Source organism: Phormidesmis priestleyi ULC007, from assembly GCF_001895925.1.
In the GTDB taxonomy this organism is placed as follows: Bacteria; Cyanobacteriota; Cyanobacteriia; order Leptolyngbyales; family Leptolyngbyaceae; genus Phormidesmis_A; species Phormidesmis_A priestleyi_A.
The window spans coordinates 158277-176255 of the sequence record NZ_MPPI01000009.1 but is presented as its reverse complement, the minus strand read 5'-3'; the positions used below and the strand labels follow the sequence as shown (position 1 = coordinate 176255).

General features: G+C 47.9%; 17 protein-coding genes and 1 pseudogene. 6 read left to right on the top strand and 12 right to left on the bottom strand.

Translation table 11 applies throughout. The features are described 5' to 3' along the window. Positions 1 to 30: 30 nt before the first annotated feature. From BRW63_RS10450 to nrdJ, 3 genes are all read right to left on the bottom strand, one after another. The gene (locus tag BRW63_RS10450) at positions 31 to 1365 is read right to left on the bottom strand and encodes a hypothetical protein (RefSeq protein WP_073070890.1); all 1335 of its coding nucleotides are present in this window, start codon (positions 1363 to 1365) and stop codon (positions 31 to 33) included. Positions 1366 to 1374: 9 nt separating this feature from the next. Further along, the gene (locus BRW63_RS10445; RefSeq protein ID WP_073070889.1) at positions 1375 to 3354 is read right to left on the bottom strand and encodes a DNA cytosine methyltransferase; all 1980 of its coding nucleotides are present in this window, start codon (positions 3352 to 3354) and stop codon (positions 1375 to 1377) included. 271 nt (positions 3355 to 3625) lie between these two features. Beyond that, the gene (gene nrdJ / locus BRW63_RS10440) at positions 3626 to 5950 is read right to left on the bottom strand and encodes a ribonucleoside-triphosphate reductase, adenosylcobalamin-dependent (protein ID WP_073070887.1); all 2325 of its coding nucleotides are present in this window, start codon (positions 5948 to 5950) and stop codon (positions 3626 to 3628) included. A 275-nt stretch (positions 5951 to 6225) separates the two neighbouring features. On the opposite strand from nrdJ, the gene BRW63_RS10435 reads away from it, so the two are divergent. Together BRW63_RS10435 and BRW63_RS10430 are read left to right on the top strand one after the other, a co-directional pair. Beyond that, positions 6226 to 6801 (top strand): Npun_F5749 family FMN-dependent PPOX-type flavoprotein, encoded by a 576-nt coding sequence (locus BRW63_RS10435; protein ID WP_073070886.1) that lies wholly within the window; start codon positions 6226 to 6228, stop codon positions 6799 to 6801. A gap of 130 nt (positions 6802 to 6931) precedes the next feature. Further along, the gene (locus BRW63_RS10430; protein WP_073070884.1) at positions 6932 to 7801 is read left to right on the top strand and encodes a branched-chain amino acid ABC transporter permease; all 870 of its coding nucleotides are present in this window, start codon (positions 6932 to 6934) and stop codon (positions 7799 to 7801) included. Positions 7802 to 8010: 209 nt separating this feature from the next. Here the strand turns inward: BRW63_RS10430 and BRW63_RS10425 are convergent, their stop codons facing one another. From BRW63_RS10425 to BRW63_RS10400, 6 genes are all read right to left on the bottom strand, one after another. Then, complete coding sequence (locus BRW63_RS10425; RefSeq protein WP_073070882.1) at positions 8011 to 10827, bottom strand: CHAT domain-containing protein; 2817 nt, start codon at positions 10825 to 10827, stop codon at positions 8011 to 8013. 143 nt (positions 10828 to 10970) lie between these two features. Beyond that, positions 10971 to 11369 carry a helix-turn-helix domain-containing protein gene (locus BRW63_RS10420; RefSeq protein ID WP_073070881.1) on the bottom strand — a complete coding sequence of 133 codons (399 nt, stop codon included), beginning with the start codon at positions 11367 to 11369 and terminating at the stop codon, positions 10971 to 10973. Continuing rightward, a complete protein-coding gene (locus BRW63_RS29915; RefSeq protein WP_073070879.1) occupies positions 11353 to 11652 on the bottom strand; it encodes a type II toxin-antitoxin system HigB family toxin in 300 nt (99 codons plus the stop codon). The genes BRW63_RS10420 and BRW63_RS29915 overlap by 17 nt, the downstream gene beginning before the upstream one ends. Before the next feature lie 55 nt (positions 11653 to 11707). Then, on the bottom strand, positions 11708 to 11974 hold the full coding sequence (locus BRW63_RS10410) for a hypothetical protein (RefSeq protein ID WP_083582841.1): 267 nt from the start codon (positions 11972 to 11974) through the stop codon (positions 11708 to 11710). Positions 11975 to 12014: 40 nt separating this feature from the next. After that, positions 12015 to 12686, bottom strand: coding sequence for a glutathione S-transferase (locus tag BRW63_RS10405; protein ID WP_073070877.1), 672 nt, complete (start codon positions 12684 to 12686; stop codon positions 12015 to 12017). Between the two features lie 205 nt (positions 12687 to 12891). Next, positions 12892 to 13323, bottom strand: coding sequence for a hypothetical protein (locus BRW63_RS10400; protein WP_223257347.1), 432 nt, complete (start codon positions 13321 to 13323; stop codon positions 12892 to 12894). Positions 13324 to 13622: 299 nt separating this feature from the next. Between BRW63_RS10400 and BRW63_RS10395 the strand changes: the two genes are divergently transcribed. Further along, entirely contained in the window at positions 13623 to 14141 is a 519-nt protein-coding gene (locus BRW63_RS10395; RefSeq protein WP_073070874.1) for a hypothetical protein, read from the top strand. 126 nt (positions 14142 to 14267) lie between these two features. Here BRW63_RS10395 and BRW63_RS10390 read toward each other — a convergent pair whose 3' ends face one another. Next, on the bottom strand, positions 14268 to 15110 hold the full coding sequence (locus tag BRW63_RS10390; RefSeq protein ID WP_073070872.1) for an alpha/beta fold hydrolase: 843 nt from the start codon (positions 15108 to 15110) through the stop codon (positions 14268 to 14270). A 231-nt stretch (positions 15111 to 15341) separates the two neighbouring features. Then, positions 15342 to 15453, bottom strand: a pseudogene (locus BRW63_RS30155) (transposase); the annotation flags it as partial. A 460-nt stretch (positions 15454 to 15913) separates the two neighbouring features. On the opposite strand from BRW63_RS30155, the gene BRW63_RS10380 reads away from it, so the two are divergent. Together BRW63_RS10380 and BRW63_RS10375 are read left to right on the top strand one after the other, a co-directional pair. Further along, on the top strand, positions 15914 to 16297 hold the full coding sequence (locus tag BRW63_RS10380; protein ID WP_073070871.1) for a hypothetical protein: 384 nt from the start codon (positions 15914 to 15916) through the stop codon (positions 16295 to 16297). Between the two features lie 54 nt (positions 16298 to 16351). Then, positions 16352 to 17278, top strand: a complete 927-nt coding sequence (locus BRW63_RS10375; RefSeq protein ID WP_073070869.1) for a hypothetical protein — start codon at positions 16352 to 16354, stop codon at positions 17276 to 17278. On the opposite strand, the gene BRW63_RS10370 is transcribed toward BRW63_RS10375, so the two are convergent. Beyond that, positions 17279 to 17566 carry a hypothetical protein gene (locus BRW63_RS10370; RefSeq protein WP_223257346.1) on the bottom strand — a complete coding sequence of 96 codons (288 nt, stop codon included), beginning with the start codon at positions 17564 to 17566 and terminating at the stop codon, positions 17279 to 17281. Between the two features lie 47 nt (positions 17567 to 17613). Between BRW63_RS10370 and BRW63_RS10365 the strand changes: the two genes are divergently transcribed. Then, on the top strand, positions 17614 to 17979 hold the full coding sequence (locus BRW63_RS10365; RefSeq protein WP_219898444.1) for a DUF1823 family protein: 366 nt from the start codon (positions 17614 to 17616) through the stop codon (positions 17977 to 17979).

Below are 17979 nucleotides of genomic sequence, written 5' to 3'. Positions count from 1 at the left end.
TTAGTTGGATGCCTTGGCGAACTAAAGCATTTAGGAGTTTGGGGTATCCAGTAGTTCTTCGATCAGGATATCGTTCATTGTTGACAACCATTGGTAGCAAGGTTCGTCAATTGGCGCAATTTCTCTACGTCGCTGTGCCAAAGATTCAGCGTACGCTATGAGCCAAGCCGCAGCAAGTTCCTGCTCCGAAACGGTTTCCTCTATCAACGCACGTTCAAACTGTTCTTCAACCCACTCTCCGAAAGTCAGAATTTCTAAAGATATTCCGTAAATCTCCTCAATCGCCTCGCATCTGGGTTTCAACTCATCAAGCCGCTCAGGCTCAAGACTTGTAACAAACCCAGCCAGCCTAATAGCAGAATGCACCTCCAGTTTTTCTGATAATTCCTCAATCTCATCTCGTAAATATGATTTGCCATATTTGGCATCCCAGGCTTCCACAATTCGTCTATCTTCTAAAAGCTCAATATCACCAACATTCCCATGCTTCTTGTTGGCTGAACGCATTTGTGAAAGAGGTTTCAAGAGACTGTCTGGAAAGACTTGGTAATCTTGCATAGCTTGCATCAAACTGTGCATAGCAATTTCCATTAATCGAGCAGCATAATCAGATCGATTAATGTGACGCAGAATGAAGCCTAATGAAATTTCTCGATCGACGATCGTCGCTTCAAAAAATAGATTAAGCTTTTCGATTACCTGTAGAGCTAGTCTTCCAAAGTTATCCGCTTGGTTAATCAATTGTGAAAGTAAATACTGTAACGCAAGGATAGGGACTACTTCTCTGTTCTCAATCGCTTCAACAATTTGCATCCATTCAATACGGGCACCTCTTATATAGGCTTTGTACATAGATGAATATGGATAATTCTCTGCTAAAGTGCGAGTCATCATGAAGCCATCAGCGTTTAACTTTAGCAAGTCATACTTTCGTAGAACTGGCGTGATGTAGTTCTTATCAAGACTACGCATGGATATACCGTCACACCAGGAGAAGTCTTTTTTAATACTTTTTCCACCTTTATGCAATCTAATATTTTGCTCTGGCTCGATCGCCTTAAGACATAATTGTAGAATTGATAGACCAACCACTGCTCTACCAACCTCACTCGTTACTGATTGAACTAGTTTGTCTAAAAGTTCTCTTTGTAAATGAGGTAGTTCTGAAAAATTCAGCATTGATGACTGATTTCTGCACAATAGAATTTGAGTTTCCAGATAACCTTCTGATAGTTCTAAAATAATCTTTCTATGCCGATCTTTTGCAGCTTGATTCATGACTCCTTCTGGAAAGAGTTGAATCGTTCCATCAGGTAAAATCAACTCACTTCTATTGCTGTAAACTCTTAAATGCTGCTCATTCATTGTTCATTGTTACAAGTGTTTACGGAGTTGAACACTCTTTGGATTGAGTGTAGGAAAGGCATAAGGAATTAGATATTCACCCGCGAGAATCTGCGGATTTGTATTGTTACTTCTAACTTCATAGCCCATAGCCCTTAAAGACTGAAGGTAGAAGAATATATCTTTCTCTTCAACACCCCACTGTTCTGCAAATTCTATTGCTTTAAGTTGAGCAGAAGTACCGATACACCTTGTTACGCACTGCACCACGCGCCAAAATGAACTAACTTTCGACTTTTCACAGAAGTTCATGACTCCACTGATGCGAGCATTGTACTGATAATATCCAGATAACTGCACTAAATCTGCTTTACCTGTAGCTTCACTCAACTTTTCTTCAAAGGCTTTCCAAAGAGATGTAAAAACTTGTGCATTTAGTTTTTTGGCACATAGCTTAACCGAGTTCGCACCAAGAACCCACTCATCGTGACCACATGAGGGATATACATCAATGATAAATTGATCCGGTTCCTCCCAATTGCCACTGGTACTCGCTGTAATTGTCCAAGAAGAATCGCTTAATTCATAATTCAAGTAGATTTTTACACAATCTGGAGCTAGTTCTTTTGTCCATGAAAAAGTTTCTACAGATAAGAATCTGACAGACTCTCCTTTATTCTCATAAATAGAATCAGCTAAATCTGTAAATTTCCCTTTCCTAGACAGTTCAGTAATTGCTGTTTGAGCTTTTTGAAGATAAATTTTTGTCAACCCTCTTTTACGCTGCCTAAAGCCTAATTTCTTGCTCTGAGGCAAATAAGCTAGATTAAAAGGTAGTTCAACATTTATCACCTGATCTAAGATGCTAAGAGCGAGAATTCTACCTAACTGAGGAGGAACCGAATTTCCAATTTGCTCAATAACAATTTGTCGATTACCTATCATCTCATAGTCATCAGGAATAGTTTGCAAACGCTTTAACTCAGAGATGGAAAATTTACGGTTTTCCCAACTAAAAGGACCAGTGTATTGCCCACCCTGAGCTTTTATTGTCCGTACTGGAGTATCTGGATCTGCTTTGTACAAAAAATCAGAGAATTTAGATCTCCAACTGAAAATTGGGTTGGGATAACCCATTTCCTTTGTATAAAAGCTGTAGTTAAGCCCAGGCGGAATATCTTCAAGCAGATGACCAAATCGCCCCCCTAAACCTGTTTCTATGTCTGAAATATCAGCATCTTCTACAGCATTTGCGGCTGAGTAATATGGCTGTCGATCGAGTGAGTCAAAACCGTGAGTAGGATATGGAAATAAGTATTTTCCTTGCTTCAAACCAACAATAAACAAACGCTCGCGATGCTGAGGGACACCGTAGTCAGCAGTATCAAGAATGCGGAAGTAAATATTATATCCAGCTTCTTGAAAAGCTTCTTGAATTTCTTGCCATGCCCCTCCTCCATTTGCCCCAGTAATTCCATATACGTTCTCAAATAAAAATCCTTTAGGTTGAAGCAGTTTTAAAATGCGAACATATTCTTGAAATAGTGTTCCTCTAGCGTCTGTTGTTCCAGATACTCCAGCCGCTCTACGTCCAGCCGCAGAGAAAGTTTGACACGGTGGACCTCCAATGATGAAATCCACTTTAAGATCAGAATCGGGCGAATAGTCTCTGATATCGATACAAACCGGTTTAGAACCTTCTAACCATTTTCCTGGTTGAGAATTTTTTTGTAGTGTCTGAATATATTTAGCTTCTAGTTCAACCATCTGGACTATTTCAAATCCAGCATCGTGAAATGCAATATCTAGCCCACCACCGCCAGAAAACAAGCTAAGTGTCCTAACTGGAGCAATGCCTTGTTGCCGTAGCCATCTATGAAGAAATTTGCCAAAATTGTCAGCCCATGCCGTCTCTTGTCTCACCTTAAGAGTAGCTAAGATATCTTGAAACCAATTTGTATTAGCTGCCTCGGAGTTGAGCAGTTCCAGAGAAAGAGACAATTGCTGCATTACTTTATTCGCCCTGGGATCGGGAACACAAGTTACTCTCAGATGTAGAGAGATATAAAGCCTACCACTTTGAGCTTAAATAGTACATAAAGACTAATTTGTGCCGTAGGCTAAAGGGCATCTAATAATTCGCTTGGCGCAGACTGTCCAAAAATCTTGGTGATTGCAAAGTCAAGCCGCTCAAGTGCATTATTCGGCGAATACCAATTTTTCATATGAAAAATTGGTATTCGCTGAACAGAGAATCTCCAAAAAATAGCCGAGGTTGGGGTTAGCCTTTCTTCTCAGGCATCATGCACTTATCGCTATCGCAACCCGCCGGGCCTTCAGCCGCCACCTCACCCGAATCATATCGAGTCAGCGCCGCATAAAAATCTGAAGTCTTCTGACGATCGCTCACCTCCCGTTGCAGTCGCTCATAAGTTTCCTGATCGATCTTCTCAAACGGCAACCGGGGAAATGGCGCATCAAATCGTGCCAACAGTGCTGCACTGATATAGCCCTCGTGGTGCTCGATCGCGTGATAGATCTTCGCCGCTAGTGCATCGATCTCGTCTTCACGAAGCTCGATCGTTGCACTCGTGTTATGCGTCGTGTAAAAGCGCTGCACCTGCATATAAAAATCCATCTGAGCCACCGCAGAGAATTTCTCAATTTCCACTCGATCGGCTCCTGGCAACACTGCCCAAGGCACCTCAACCGGAATTTCTACCAGCCACTCAGTGCAGCGAATGTCAAAGGGATCATTGAGCAAATTCCCTGTTTCGTCTTTGTCTGACTGCGAAGGCACAATGCTGTAACCATAATCTAAACAAGCCAACGCCACCGGATCGTTTTTGCGGAACGTAATCCGACGAATAAAGCGCTGTGCTTTGGGCGGATGCCACCCCGGACTCGCACCCGTCAGCAGCGACTTTGTGCCAGCAGGCTGAACGGTCGTGCAGCGATTTGGACGCTTGATATCGTGACGATCGCAATAATCCCAAACCACTTGATGCACAATATTGCGCCAGCGAGTCAGATAATCTTGCTCTTTTTGCTTAAACTCCAAGCCGTTGACCGTATCAGGTCTGCCCGCTTCCCACCAGCGCAGCCACTCTACGCCAAACGCATTCACAAAAAAGTCGAATAAGCCTGTGAAGGAGACTCCGACGATCGGGTCTAGCTCACGAGAATATTGATAGCGCGGCTCCTGAAATGTGTGGTTCAGCAACGCCGCTACTGACAGCGCCCCGGCTGTAAATGCCCCTTCTTGTTCTTGATAATCGAACGGGTCAAGCTGATTAAGGTGAACTTCAGATAAATTACAGTGGAAGTCCTCGCCTAAAATTTCACCACAAGGATTTAGCCCGTAGCGTCCTAGACGATGCTCCAACTCTTGAAGCGGCATTTCTGGATGTCTTGCTTGTATCCATTGTTGCCCTTGACCCGCGTCGTAAGCTCGTAAAAATTCGGTCTTTAGTTCAGATGTAGTGAGAATGTCTGCATTCGATCGCGCGATCGCCTCCGGTGCATATTGAATGGCACCTTCACCAGAGTAAAACTGCTTACGAACCGCATCAATACATTCTTGGGCGGTGGGCTGATGGTGATAGACACGGGTGTGATTTGCCATTCTCAAAGCGTCGCGATCGGGATCAATTCGCCAGTTGCCCTCAGCGTCTTGCTGCCAGAGATTTTCTTTTGCTCCGGCAAAGTCGGTGTCTTCGCTGCCGCCTTGACGCATCCCTGCCGATCTTCTGATGTTTCCGGCAACCACGCAGGCAGCGGCTTCATCAATCAGTAAGCAACCCTCGATCGAAGTGAGCTGTCGCCCGATCGCTCGGTCAAGAATCTTAGCGCAGCGTTCGTACAATCCCGGTAGTCGTACGGGGTTTGCCATGCCGCCAAATCCTTTGAGGCGCTCTCCGGCAGGGCGGACATGGCTGAGGTTGATCGTAACTTCTACATCACCCGTGAAGCGATCGTCGGTGCAGAGTTCTAGCAAGCCTTGATAAGAAGCAACCCAACCCTGACGACTGTCACCCACGCGGATTGTGACTTGATTTCCTTCAGCCGTAATCTGCGTTTTCTCTTGGCGCTGCTCAACCGAAGCGGTGCCAATTTCGCTAACGTGCTTCACGATTAAGCGATTGCGGATAATAGGAAGCTGGTTAGTGTATTTAGATTCTAAAACGGCTCCGGTGCCACAGCCCATCATTGCCAGATCCATCATCAGCCCAAAGGCTTTCCAGTCAATGACGTTGGTGCTGGTGCAGTTATAGGCACCAGAGAAGTTTTCAGGCTTCTCGATCCAGCCCGTGCCGCCGACCCACAGCCAGCGACCCGACGGCAGACAGCGCATAGTTTGCTGCATTTTTTCGACGAGTGCCCGCTCTTCGGGGGTAAAATGCCCCAAATCGGTCATGCCTTGAATGGTGCGCTGGCTGACTTGTTGCCATGATTCGCGGCGATCGTCACTCAGCTTGCGGCTATAAGTGCGATAAAAAACTGGATTTGCAGCCGGGGCAGAAACGGGAAACTGCCCGCTAAACTGGTTGATAGCCTGACCGCTTGAGTCAGAAATATCTTTGGGTTTGATAATGTCTCGAACCATGAGTGACTCCGTGTGTCAGGGGTGATCGCTGAGATGAATTAACGCTATATGCTGCGTGATTATGATAAAAATAAGTTCATACACTCTACATCTAGGATTGAATTTTGACAATCAGTACTCTTCCTAGTTCAAGCGAACTATAAATAGGCCGATCGAGTATAGACGCAATTTCCGACTTCGATCGAGACAAATAAAATCATTTAAAGACTTCTATAAATTACGCTACTGTAAGCACTTTTTCGTGAGCCACTTTTGTTCTCTATTATTTGGTTTTAATGGTTCTTGCTCCTTGGCGATCGTCGATCGCTCGTGCCCTTCAGCGCAATCGTTCTCTCGCCTATGCCCGTTATCTCCAACTGGCAACGGTGCGTCCTGACGGCAGACCCGCAAACCGCACCGTCGTGTTTCGGGGGTTTCGAGACGACACCGATCAATTGAAGTTTATTGCCGACGACCGCAGCGAGAAAATTGAGCAGATCGAGCAGTCCGCCTGGGCAGAAGTCTGTTGGTACTTCCCCAACACCCGTGAGCAATTTCGCTTATTGGGGACGTTGACGATCGTGAAACGTGACCATCCTAACGATGAGCTGCAAGAGGCTCGGCGATCGATGTGGCAAAACCTTTCTGACAGTGCGCGGGTTCAGTTTGATTGGGCGCATCCCGGCAAACCGAAAATCGAGGTTTCTTCACCGCCGCCGCCTAGCCTGACTGAACCGCTGCCGCACTTTTGTTTGCTGTTGTTAGACCCCAATCAGGTTGACCATCTAGAACTGAGAGGCGATCCGCAAAATCGTTATCTCTATCACCGGGCAGACGATCGAAGCTGGAGTAGCCAGGAAGTAAATCCCTAAAAGAGAAACGGCAACAGTCAGTGTTGCAGGACTTACGCATTTTGACCAAAACCTCCGAGGTTTGCTTTAAACTTTTCAAACTTGCCTGATTCATAGACAATCAAGCGATAGATTGTAAATGTTTTCAGCAATGGATACCCAAATCGCGCAGTTGATTGTGAATGGCATCTCACTCGGTAGCATTATCGCACTGTCAGCCGTGGGGTTGAGTCTGACTTATGGCATTTTGCGGCTGTCTAATTTTGCCCACGGAGACTTCATGACCCTGGGCGCTTATGTAACGCTATTTTTTAACACGGTGAGCAATCTGCCGATTTGGGTGTCGATCGTCCTCTCATCTGCAATCACGGTCGGAGTCGCCTTGCTGATTGAAAAGCTGTTATGGGCACCGATGCGGGTTCAACGCGCCACCTCAACCACGCTGATCATTATGTCGATCGGGCTGGCTCTATTCATTCGCAATGGCATTATTTTATTTTGGGGCGGCAGTAATCAGCGCTATGAATTACCAGTTGCCGAAGCGTTATCATTTGCGGGCATCAGAGTTCCACTTTATAATCTTGTCGTGATTGGGCTAGCGATTGTTGCGATCGCGGCGCTGCATTATCTGCTGCAATATACCAAAGTGGGTAAAGCCATGCGAGCGGTGGCAGATGATATTGATTTAGCGCGAGTTACGGGCATTAATGTCGATCGCGTCGTGATCTGGACTTGGGTGATTGCCGGAAGCTTGACCGCGCTCGGCGGCAGCATGTTGGGGTTGGTCGAAGCCGTCAGACCTAACATGGGCTGGTTTTTGATTTTGCCGCTGTTTGCCTCGGTGATTTTGGGCGGAATTGGCAACCCTTATGGGGCGATCGCTGGGGCGCTGGTGATTGGCGTGGCTCAAGAACTCAGCACCTACTGGCTACGATCGGAATATAAGCTGGCGGTTGCCCTCTTGATTATGGTGTCAGTTTTGTTAGTGCGCCCGCAAGGATTATTTAAAGGAACGATGTGAACAGAATGCTGATAGAGACGGGACATTTAATTCGCTGCCCTGCTAGTTTAGCGGGGTGTTGAAGAATTTTTTTCCAAGTGCCTTCTAGCGTTGACGGTTCCATTGAGGTTTCCTTGGTGATCGCGCTAACGGTTGGCAAAGCGATCGGGTAATTCCATTAGGGATCGCGCTATTGTTTTGACTACGCTTTGGTTCTCAGATGCTAATCGCTAGGCTTGATTCTGCATCTGCACGACATGAGCCAAAATTCTTTCAACCGTTTGAGCATCAGGAGAACTGATGCGTTTCAGGATGGCGATCGATTCTTGCAAATATTTGATAGCGGGTTCAAACCTTCCTTCTTCTGCCAGCAATTGCGCCACCATTGGCAAGGTTGCTGCTCTGCCTCGTATATTCCCGATTTGCTTATCCAAAAGCAATGATTGAATATACAGCGCGAACGCCTCTGCTGTATGGCCCTGGTTCGCTTTGAGAATGCCCTTTTGGTGCAAGGTCGCTGCTTTGCTTTGCATATCCCCAATTTGCTCCCACAGCACGATTAACTGGTCATACAGCACGATCGCCTCTGCTGTATAGCCCTGATCCGCTTTGAGAATTGCTAAGTTGTGATTAATCGCTGCTTTTTCTCGTTGGTCAGTCTTATCTAGTTCTCCTGTTGGACTTTTCTTTGAAGCTTGTTCATAGCAAAGAATTGCTTGAGATACGTCAGTGTAGTGTTTGGAACGAGCAAGCTCATGCCAAATTAAATAACTGTCCGTGATGTTTAGCGTTGCTTGACTTATCGCTTCTGCTTCTCGATAACGAGCGCTGTTATTCCAACGATTCGCTAATACACTTGCAATCTTCGCCGCGATCGCTTCTACTTTCCCCAACAGCGCAAACCGATGAATCTCGATCTGCTGTTCCTCCGTTGAAGTGTCCGCTTCTTCCCACCACTGCTGATAGAGACACTTTGCAAGCTCTGCATACACCGCTTCATCGATTGCCGGAACCATCAGCGACAGAATTCGCGGCACTCGCACCTCATCATTGGGGCTGACCTCCATCAACCCCAGCGAGATCGACTGCTCTAGCGATCGCTCAAACTCAGCCCCACAGACAATCTTCATCGCCACTCGCGGCACCGGAATCTCAAACACCGCGCCCCACGACAACATCTCTCGCAGCGATCGATTTTCCTCTAGCTGTGTCGCCAAACTCTGCGCCAACACACGCGGCTTCAAGTCTTCTAACGTCGCCTCTAGCTTTGGCTCTGGTTCCGTCAATCGCTTACTCAACCCCTCCAATAATAAGGGGTTGCCGCCCGATCGCTGCTTCGCTTCTTGTTGCAAGTCAGCCGTTCCCAGGCTGGTTAGCTTTAAGCGATCGCACTTCTTCTCTAAATCTGCCCCGTGCATCGCCTCCATCGGCTGCCGATAAAACGACTCAATCCACGCCGACTCGACATCATAGCGACAGGTGATGATGATCCGATGGGGTGCATTTGTTTCTACGATCGCCCAAGTCAAAGCCTTCAACACTGCCGCCACTGTTGCCGACAACTCATAGCCCATCGCCGTTGCATCCAGATTATGTTCAAAATCATCCAGCACAAACACAAACGGCTTGCCGCTCCACGCCTCAAACACATCGCGCAACCGATAGCGCAACTCATCACGCGGATTGATCACCACCTGGCGCAACTCCGACGAGAGCTTGTCTTTGAGCCGATGACACAGCGACCCTTGATCAATGTGACCCACCCAAACGATCGGCACTCGCTCCGACAGGCGATCGCACAACCGCGACGCGATGCTGCTCTTACCCAGCCCGCCCATGCCGTGAATCAACACGCCCAGATAATCTGTCTGAGTCGTTGAGAGCGATCGCAGACAGCGCTGAATCTGTCGTCGCCGCCCGACAAACTCTTCTCGCGTCGGCACTTTGATCCGTTTTTTCGGATCAGTCTCATCCGGGTTGAGAAACTGCGGTTGAACGGGTGCGATCGTCGATCGTTTGCGTCCCGGCGTATTGCGTCGCGTCACCAGCGATTCTGGCAATCTGTCCGCCACGTAGAGCCGCAGCAAGTGCCAATCCCGCGCCCCTGTCTCCAACAATTTTTGATAAGTCAACCCCATCGCTTGCAGCACCGTGCCACCCTCTGCCAGCGTTTTATACAGCACTTCTGCCGCCGCCGCTGCCTCAGTGTCTCGCACCGAATTTCCCCAGCCCAACACCGCCAAAGCTCCCGATTCGAGCAGCGACTCTGCCATCGATTTCACTTCCCCCGCCTTGCCCGCCTGCCCCGTGTGACAGCCCGACAAAAACACCATCGGCGGCACTCGGTTGGCGAGCGATCGTGCAATCTCAGTCGCACTCGCATAATGCGCCTCTCCGATTTGCGTCTCGGTCACAAATCGCGGCTGTCCGTCTTGCACAGTAGCGTGTCCCGTTAAGTGAAACACATCAAACGAGTCAGCGCGATCGGCGACGAGTTGCCGCAATTCATCCAAACATCCGCTTTCTTCGACCACCAAACTCAACGGCTGATGCTTCGCCGTCTGCAAAATCCTCGCTTCTTCCGATTCATAATCCAGGATCGGCGACACATTCTCTGGAGAAGTCGCCATAAACAGCAGATTCATCTCCCGATTTTGCGGTGCGCTGCTTGCTACGATCGGCTTCTTCCCCGTCCACCGGATCGGCATCACCCCACGCTGCACCAAAAAACTTTGCCCATCGTGCAATACTTCCCAAGGCAAATGAGCAAATCGCTGATCGGTTGCAATCGCCACTGCCGACGGTCGCTCGCTTAGACGTTGCGTGAGAATGCGATCGCGATCCAACCAGCGATACAACGCTTGCCCAATCTCTCTCGCAGGTTTTGGCAACCGCACATAATAATCCGTTTCAGCAATATCAATTAACTCTGCGATGTCCGATATCAACAGTTCTCGCCGCTCATAATCATTCGGATTGTCGAAGAAATATCGCAGTTCGGCAGCACTATCCGTAACGAGTCTGAGGTCAAGATGGAAAATGCTCATGGAAAAGCTCGATCGGGGGCTAAGTAGAAACTTCCCTATCTAAACTGTTTTACACTTCAATTGAGCAATATTCCGTAAGATCCTTGCAACTGTCACGATTCTAAGATTTGCTTAATCTGCTCCAGACTCGTTTAGCGTCTGCACTACTTCACCAAAAACAACTCAGGCTTTACCTGAAAAAACTGCCCCAGCGAGATCGCTTGTTCTAACCCAATCTCGTCTTTTCCTGCCGCGATCGCCGTCCCCTGATTGCCTAGAACCTCATCTAAATCGCCTACTTTAAGACCCCGCTGTTCTATCAGATGCAACAACCTTGATCGCGGTGTTGATAGGTTTAGTGCATAGTGCTGCGCCTCAAAATCCTCAACCAACTTCACCAACAACTCCAGCAAAACTTCTTCCTCTGGCATTAATTGCGATCGCGCCATCAACTCTTCCACAACAGCCAGAAATGCCTCATTTTCAGCCTCAGTTTTAATGACTCTAGGCTGATATTTCAACAGCAAATTACCATAACATTCAGCACTAATAGTAGAGGTCATTTTTCCAGGTATCCTTGTCGTATTCAGCATGAGTTAGAACATACTTAACGTAAACAATCTGGCGTTCGTAATTGATGCTAGCAATCAGTCGATACCGATTCCCCCTAATATTGAAAACCGTAAGGTTGCCGACTGCTTCCGCTTGAGGATAAACACATTGTACCTCTACAAGCTTTTTCCACTCAGCCTGATTTGTCGTTTTGAACCAGTCATCTAGAGCTTCACAAGCATCGGCATGGTTTTCGCAGAAATCTCGCAACTTTCTCCGGCTGATTACGTGCATGTCACGAGTCTAAGATTTGCTTAATCTGCTCCAGACTCGCATTCTGCAACAAGATTCACTGCCCATTTTGTCCTACTAGCAATACCTTCTCGATCGTTTTGCCGTTCTTCCCAGCGTGATGTTCCTTATACCATTTGCGAAGTTGCTCTGCGATCGCCAGACTGCCGCCGACAACTCCTACGATCGTGCCCACTGTTGCCAGCACCGCTTCTCGCTCTGTTTCGTCTACAGGTTTCCAGGTGCCGTTGATGTCAGGCATCGAGAATAGGTCGGTCGTGGCTGCGATCGCGCCCTCACCTTCGACTGAAATTTGAATTTGCATAGCGTCACCAATCCGACTCAATCACTCAGTATTTTAACTTCTAACTGAGAAGCTCGTAGGTGCCGCCGCGCTGCAACGCACGCTGATAAGCCGGGCGTGCATGAATGCGATCGAGAAAGCTCATGAGATTGGGTCGGCTCGCATCCAGTCCTGCCCGCATCGCTGCTGCCTCCAATGGAAAGCTCATTTGGATATCAGCCGCAGTAAACTCGTTGCCCACAAACCATGAGCTTTTGCTGATCTCTGCCTCCAGATAATCTAAATGTTGGGCAATTTGAGGTCCGATAAAAGAATGCTTGACGCGACTCACAATCGATCGCGCGATCGGTTTTGCAAAGAAAGGCATGGGTGCCTTCTCAACCTGGTTAAAAACAAGATTCAACAACAGGGGCGGCATAGCAGATCCTTCTGCGTAATGCAACCAGTATGTGTAGCGCAGGCGTTCTGGGGTGCCAAGTGGAGGAGCAAGCCGCCCATTGCCGTAGCGATCGACTAAATACTCGACGATCGCGCCAGATTCAGCCAAGGTTAGCCCGTCGTCTGTAATCACTGGCGATTTGCCGAGTGGATGCACTTGACGCAGCGCTGCGGGTGCCAGCATTGTCTTTAGGTCGCGTTCATAACGCTTGACTTCATACTCTAAGTTGAGTTCTTCTAACAGCCAGAGTATGCGCTGAGAGCGAGAGTTGTTTAAATGATGGACAATAATCATCCGAATCGTTCTCGCATAAGTGTGACCGTTTAAGATCTAGCAAATTATCGATCGCTACACTTTAAACCGATCTAACAATTTTCATTCAAGTAAAACTCAACCAGCTTGCTAATGTACATTGCTTCACGAGATTTAATCAAATTCGCCTTAATTAAATCCAGTGATAGAGCAATGTACATTAATCATTCAAACTAGTGTTTATTGTTTAGTTACTAAAAGCACCCTTAATTTTGTCAACGGTGCTTTCAATGGCGTTCTTTGTGTTGTCTACGGCTTTCTCAGTCCGAGCCGCATCTTCCTCTGCTCTTTTCTCAATCCGATCCCGGTCTTTCTTGGCTTTGCGCTCAACAAAACTGCCCTTTCCGTCTGCGGCATTCTCGACGCGATCGGCATTTTTGTTTGCGGTCTGCTCGACTTTATCTGCTGTATCGCGGATGAAGTTCTTAGCTCGTCCAGCATCTTCACGAGTTTTCCCTTTGACTTGATCACCTGCATCAGATGAGGCGATCAAGGTTGCAGTCGGAGCTGCAATAGCTGAAGAACCTGAGAAAAATGCTCCTTGCCAGATGAACGCGATCGCTGATAAACAAAATAGAGTCGTCGTTAACCAACGTCCGATCGTTGAAAGTTGTTTCATAAAATAATTCAGTTTCATAGAATACAATCTCCATTAGATTTAACATTCTAGTTCTACTTGATCTAGCTCATTGTTCAAACCGCTCCTTAGACAGAAGTTCTCTTGCCATAGATTATCCAACGGCTTCACCCTTTGATAGGTTGTCAGAATCAACGTTATGCGATCTACCTGTTTTCTACTTCTTTAGACAAACCACAGACTCACCTAAATGCAGATGAATGTTCTGCTTAAAAAGGGGCTAATAGCAGTGCAGCGAAGCTAACTTGTTGCTACTACTTACTAAAAAGCGAGACTCGATCATGAGCGATCATTCAAAACCTCTTAGCGAACCTAATTCACATCCTGACCCACTTACGGGTGAACCTGGTGCCCACCCTGTAGAAACTGGAATCGGCGCAGCCAGCGCAGGCACGATCGGCACGATCGTCGGGGGTGTTGTGGGTGGCCCAGTTGGGGCGGTTGTAGGTGCCGCGATTGGGTCGGTCACTGGCGGGCTATTAGGCAAGGAAACGGCTGAGGTCATTGATGCCAGCGTCGAACATGAACACTGGCGCGTCCATCACACTTCTCGCCCTTATGTTGAGCCAGGTCGCACCTATGAAGATTACGCACCTGCTTATAAAGCTGGCTACGACGCTTTCTCTCGTCATGGCAACACTGGGAAAACCTTTGACGAGATCGAACCTGAGTTGCAAAGCGAATATGTGAAAACCCATGGCAAGACTGGGCTTGCTTGGGATAAAGTCAAGCCTGCCGCTCAAGATGCCTATCGAAAGCTCCATGAAGAACGCTCTGCTACTCGGTCAAAGCTAGATTGATTGTAGGGACAACAAATTCTTAGGACTTACGCAAACCTCGGAGGTTTAACCAAGCATCAAGCATGTGACCGACAGAATGGCTTAAACCTCCGAGGTTTTGGTCAAAATGCGGACTCTAAGGGTCGATTAGCGTCTTCTCAGAAATGTTACTAGCGAATCGCTGACTTTTTCATGCCAATCTTCTTGAGGGTAATGTCCGACTTCTTCGAGGGCGACAAACTCGGCGGTTTTGTGAAATTGAGAGATCGTTTGCGCGATCGCCATCGGCAACCAGGGGTCACGCACTCCCCAAGCCAACAGAAGTGGCTGATTCCACTGAGTTAAACCCGTCTCAATTTCTGCGGTGACTTGCGGAAGCTGCAAGTTTTGTAGTGTCGCCATTAACGCCCGCCCCGCATCAGAACTCTTAATCCAAGGGCGGCGATAAACATCCATATCGCGATCGGTGATGCGATAGCCGCCCGCGCCTTCAAGAATGCGATCGACGAGCAGAGGGTTTTGGGTCAGCATGTCGCCCACTAATGGAATGCTCATTTGCTTGAGCTTCCAGGGAAGTTTGACGGTTTGACTAATCGGCGCATTGAGAATGGCAAGCCGCTCAACCTGTTGAGGATGCCGCAATGCGTATTGAATGCCGACTGAACCCAAAAAACCTTGAGCGACGAGAGAAAACTTTTTGAGTTCTACTGTGTTGATAAAGGCTTCTAGAGCGTTAAGCAAGACTTCTGGAGTGTAGGCGAAGTCCCGGCGATCGGGTTTGTCTGAAAAGCCGCAGCCAATCCAATCGGGGGCGATCGTGCGAAATCCTTGTTCTGCTAAGGCTGGCATCACGTCTCGCCAGCTATAGCTTTGAGAGATTAACCCGTGCAGGAGCAAAACGGGTGAGCGATCGGTGCGCCCGATCGGGTCAGCCTCTCGGTAGAACCAACCCAGCGAGCCTACCTCTACCCAGTTTTCAGTGGTTGCCATATCTTAGCCTTTGCGATCGTGTTTGAGTTTAGGGAGTTGCATAAAAATGAAATTCCAATTTACGACTTAAATCCGCCAGTTTTTGAAGTTGAAGCCGATACTTGATCAATTTGTTACCCTCTAAGAACACTGAGCCTGAACCCCAATCAGGATAACTGCTGATATTTAGGCATTGTGCGACAAGAAACTGGATAAAGCCCTAAATTTGAGGAATTATCTAGTCTCCACACAACACCGCTTTTGGATCTCTCCTTTCAGCACGGGATATCGATATTTCGTCACCCAGACAAGATGCACGGTCGATCGGTTCACGGTCTTGCTGCCGGGCGCGTTGGTCGTTCATGGTCGTTTTTCTCAAACCTACTATGCAGCCCTATCCTAGCCATTGGGAGGTGTGTAGCAACTAAAGTCTCCCACTAAAGGGGGTAGTTTCAACTAGCGTGCTGGCACAATGAATCTTGCCATTCTTCTTGGTTTGTTATTAGCTTGGCAACCAATGATCTGGCATCCGAACCGCCCTCACCCTAACCCTCTCTATAAGGAGAGGGAATAAGATTCTGGCTCTCTTTTCCTTGGGGAGAAGGGTTGGCGAGGGGTTCGCCCCACTTCGTGAGGAGGGCTGTCCGAACTCACGCAGGAGGTCTTTTTTAGAAAACGACTTGCTTTTTAGTACGTCTGTACTGTTAATATAGAACAAACGTATTATTAAAACCATTAACGACTTGAAACACAAGACTCAGTTGCCCTTTCATGATCCTTTGTCCTGTTATCTTCTCGCCCTCTAGCCCCACAGGAGAAAGACTATGAGATATCGACGCTCTCGAAGACAGTCTGTGAAGTATTTGCTAGCAGCAGGCACCTTCGTTGCACTGGCAGGAATGTTAATCAATCCTCGCGATCTGTTAGGAGCCAAAGCGCCCCAAGACCTCTGTCAAAACGCTGTAAAGCCAGGAGTGAATCTCTCTAGAGAGCGGTTGACTCAATTGCTCACCGTTGCAGAAGGCGATCGCAAAGATAAAGTGCGATCGATCCTCAAAGAGCCTTACTGCACCTTAGCCATAGAGGTGCGGAGTGGGGTGAAGTCCGATCGAGAGGTTTATCCCCTCGCGTTTGACCCGCAAACCTGGCTGATCGTTCTCTACGAAGGCAACGAATATCGGGGCTATGCGTTTAGTTTTCGCAAATAGGAGGACACGGCATGCCATGTCCCTACGTGTCGATCGTTCTTTCACCTGCTAATTATGAAAAAATTTCTGTTTGTTGCCGTTAGTTTGATGACCATGTTTTTTGGCTTTGCTAAAGTCGCCCACGCTTCTCAGAGCGGAACACTGGATTTTGACAGCACGGTTAGCGCAAAGCCCAATTCTGTAGAAACCGCCGCAACTAGCCGTCAAGTAAATTATCCTCAAGATTCCCTCACTGCTCAGCTAAAAACCCCTGAACTGAGCTTTAGTCCTCCTAAACAAGAGAGAGAGATTAAAAAAGAGAAGACAGAAAAGAAACCTGTGGCGAAACGCACTCTATCTCGACAGGCTGATGTTTCTTCTTTCTTAGCTGATAACACCGAGGCGATTTTTGAAGGCGGCAGTAACTCGATCGTCGCAAAAACCGTCGGACACGCTGAAGGCACGCGATCGCTCAATGGCAGCAAAACTCGTGCTTATTATGGGCACGTTGACCCCGGCAATGGGGTCTGGAATTTGGGCAGTTTTTCTTATCAGCACTGTGACGCAAGCTGCACCCCCGAAGAAGCCGACGATCGTCAACTCCGTCGCCTTCGCAGTCAGAGTCAGGTTCTCAAACAAAGAGCCGATCGCAACGGCGTTCGGATGACGCTAGAAGAAAGACTCAACGGCATCGACTTGGCAAATCAGGCTCCTTTAGCCGCGTTAGATCAAGGGGGTTATATCGATTGGCTAAGAGTCGCTCACCAAAAAGGATTGACCGGATCAAGTGCCGTTTTGTGGGCGCGGACGTATTCGTTTCTCAACCCTAGAACTCAAACGTGGGACGCTCCAGGATTGGGCAATCGCTATGACAGCATTGCTTATGATCAAGAGCGACGAAGAGGCGCGATCGCGCGTGCGCTAGAAAATCACTATCGGCAGCAGTCTCAAGTTGCAACGTCAGATACGATGCCGCCGTCTACGATCGCGCAGTTGAGATAATTAACGAGATTGAGAGGACATCGTAATGCCCATCACGCCCCAGGCGACAAAAAACTGCCGATATAACTCTTGACCTGCGTCGGTGAGATCGCCATCGGGAGCGATCGCGCCTCCCTCAATGAGCGTGCCGTGATCGCTCCGAAAACAAAGTTTCTGTCCTCCCGTTTCGCTGGTTTGAATGAAGAGTTGCCCGATCGCTAACGTTTGCCCAGACCCGCTCGAAATTGTAAATCGCATCGCGTGAGTATTGTGAATGCCATCGTTTATTGTGACAGCGATCGGAGACAAGTTGTATGCTGATCACAGCTTGATTTGCACCTAACTTATGTCTGATTATGTCTGTTCCATCCTTAACGATCGATACGATTTGGGCAATTCTCAACGATACGCTGGACGATGACATCGTAAATCGTTTGGTTTGGGATTGCTTAGGCTATCGCTATGACGGTGCGATGTGGATTAATGAAGACGTTGATCCAGACTGGAGATCTGCTTATCCTCAGCCGCCCGATTTTATTGCGAGTCGCCCAGCAGTGGTGAAATTGACGCGATCGATTCCGGCTGAAAATAAACAACTCCTCAAAGAAAAGTTGGGATTTGCAGGCTATAAAGTCGGTGAACTCGTGCCGCGCAAAACGCGAAGAGCCACGATCGCTAACTGGTTATTGAGCTATCTGCAACTCAACGACATTGACGATTAA